Source organism: Shouchella sp. JSM 1781072 (genome assembly GCF_041949915.1).
Taxonomy (GTDB): domain Bacteria; phylum Bacillota; class Bacilli; order Bacillales; family Bacillaceae_D; genus Shouchella.
The window spans coordinates 1-2,942 of sequence record NZ_JBHFQE010000008.1; the positions used below are offsets into that span (position 1 = coordinate 1).

At 53.5% G+C, this 2,942-nt stretch carries 1 rRNA gene; it reads right to left on the bottom strand.

The features are described 5' to 3' along the window. Position 1 precedes the first annotated feature (1 nt). A 23S ribosomal RNA gene (locus ACE1TH_RS20400) occupies positions 2 to 2,937 on the bottom strand. Between the last annotated feature and the right edge of the window lie 5 nt (positions 2,938 to 2,942).

Consider the following 2,942-nt stretch of genomic DNA (forward strand, 5'->3'; position numbering starts at 1 on the left):
TTAGGATAAGCCCTCGACCGATTAGTATCAGTCCGCTCCATGTGTCGCCACACTTCCACTTCTGACCTATCAACCTCATCATCTCTAAGGGGTCTTACTGGCTTACGCCATGGGAAATCTCATCTTGAGGGGGGCTTCATGCTTAGATGCTTTCAGCACTTATCCCGTCCATACGTAGCTACCCAGCGATGCTCCTGGCGGAACAACTGGTACACCAGCGGTATGTCCATCCCGGTCCTCTCGTACTAAGGACAGCTCCTCTCAAATTTCCTACGCCCGCGACGGATAGGGACCGAACTGTCTCACGACGTTCTGAACCCAGCTCGCGTGCCGCTTTAATGGGCGAACAGCCCAACCCTTGGGACCTACTTCAGCCCCAGGATGCGACGAGCCGACATCGAGGTGCCAAACCTCCCCGTCGATGTGGACTCTTGGGGGAGATAAGCCTGTTATCCCCAGGGTAGCTTTTATCCGTTGAGCGACGGCCCTTCCATACGGCACCGCCGGATCACTAAGCCCGACTTTCGTCCCTGCTCGACTTGTAGGTCTCGCAGTCAAGCTCCCTTATGCCTTTGCACTCTACGAATGATTTCCAACCATTCTGAGGGAACCTTTGGGCGCCTCCGTTACTGTTTAGGAGGCGACCGCCCCAGTCAAACTGCCCACCTGACAATGTCCCTGACCCGGATCACGGGTCGAGGTTAGAATGTCAGCACCATCAGGGTAGTATCCCACCGACGCCTCCACCGAAGCTAGCGCTCCGGTTTCCTAGGCTCCTACCTATCCTGTACAAATGGTACCAACACTCACTATCAAGCTACAGTAAAGCTCCATGGGGTCTTTCCGTCCTGTCGCGGGTAACCTGCATCTTCACAGGTACTATAATTTCACCGGGTCTCTCGTTGAGACAGTATCCAAGTCGTTGCACCATTCGTGCGGGTCGGAACTTACCCGACAAGGAATTTCGCTACCTTAGGACCGTTATAGTTACGGCCGCCGTTTACTGGGGCTTCAATTCAGAGCTTCTCCCTTACGGGATAACCCCTCCTCTTAACCTTCCAGCACCGGGCAGGTGTCAGCCCCTATACTTCGCCTTGCGGCTTGGCAGAGACCTGTGTTTTTGCTAAACAGTCGCTTGGATCTATTCACTGCGGCTCTCTCAGGCTATTCACCTTAATAGAGCACCCCTTCTCCCGAAGTTACGGGGTCATTTTGCCGAGTTCCTTAACGAGAGTTCTCCCGAGCGTCTTAGAATTCTCTTCTCGCCTACCTGTGTCGGTTTGCGGTACGGGCACCTGTATTCTAACTAGAGGCTTTTCTCGGCAGCGGAGGATCAGGGATTTCGGACCCTTGGGTCCTTCACGGTCACAGCTCAGCCTTCACGGAACACGGATTTGCCTATGTTCCAGCCTTGCATGCTTCGACGCGCACAGCCAGCGGCGCGCTCACCCTACCTTTCTGCGTCCCCCCATCGTTCAAACAAATACGAGGTGGTACAGGAATATCAACCTGTTGTCCATCGCCTACGCTTTTCAGCCTCGGCTTAGGTCCCGACTAACCCTGAGCGGACGAGCCTTCCTCAGGAAACCTTGGGCTTTCGACGGAGGGGATTCTCACCCCTCTTTTCGCTACTCATACCGGCATTCTCACTTCCAAGCACTCCACTAGTCCTCACGATCTAGCTTCGCTGTCCTTGGAACGCTCCCCTACCCAATCCCTACTGGGATTGCCATAGCTTCGGTGATACGTTTAGCCCCGGTACATTTTCGGCGCAGAGTCACTCGACCAGTGAGCTATTACGCACTCTTTCAATGATGGCTGCTTCTAAGCCAACATCCTGGTTGTCTAAGCAACTCCACATCCTTTTCCACTTAACGTATACTTGGGGACCTTAGCTGATGGTCTGGGCTGTTTCCCTCTTGACTACGGATCTTAGCACTCGCAGTCTGACTCCCGAGTTAAAGTTTTTGGCATTCGGAGTTTGACTGAATTCGGTAATCCTGTGGGGACCCCTCGTCCAATCAGTGCTCTACCTCCAAAACTCATCACTCGAGGCTAGCCCTAAAGCTATTTCGGGGAGAACCAGCTATTTCCGAGTTCGATTGGCATTTCACCCCTACCCACACCTCATCCCCGCATTTTTCAACATGCGTGGGTTCGGGCCTCCAGTCGGTGTTACCCGACCTTCACCCTGGACATGGGTAGATCACCCGGTTTCGGGTCTACGACAACGTACTCACTCGCCCTATTCAGACTCGCTTTCGCTGCGGCTCCGCCTCATCAGCTTAACCTTGCACGTTATCGTAACTCGCCGGTTCATTCTACAAAAGGCACGCCATCACCCATTAACGGGCTCTGACTAGTTGTAGGCACACGGTTTCAGGATCTCTTTCACTCCCCTTCCGGGGTGCTTTTCACCTTTCCCTCACGGTACTGGTTCACTATCGGTCACTAGGGAGTATTTAGCCTTGGGAGATGGTCCTCCCGGATTCCGACGGGGTTTCACGTGTCCCGCCGTACTCAGGATCCACTCTGGAGGAAACGAAGTTTCAGCTACAGGGCTGTTACCTTCTTCGGCCTGTCTTTCCAGACAGTTCACCTACTCCGTTTCTTTGTAACTCCGTATAGAGTGTCCTACAACCCCAAGAGGCAAGCCTCTTGGTTTGGGCTGATTCCGTTTCGCTCGCCGCTACTCAGGAAATCGCATTTGCTTTCTCTTCCTCCGGGTACTTAGATGTTTCAGTTCCCCGGGTCTGCCTCTACCTACCCTATGTGTTCAGGTAGGAGTACCATCCCATTACGGATGGTGGGTTCCCCCATTCGGAAATCTCCGGATCAAAGCTTACTTACAGCTCCCCGAAGCATATCGCTGTTCGTCGCGTCCTTCATCGGCTCCTAGTGCCAAGGCATTCACCGTGCGCCCTTTCTAACTTATCCATTTT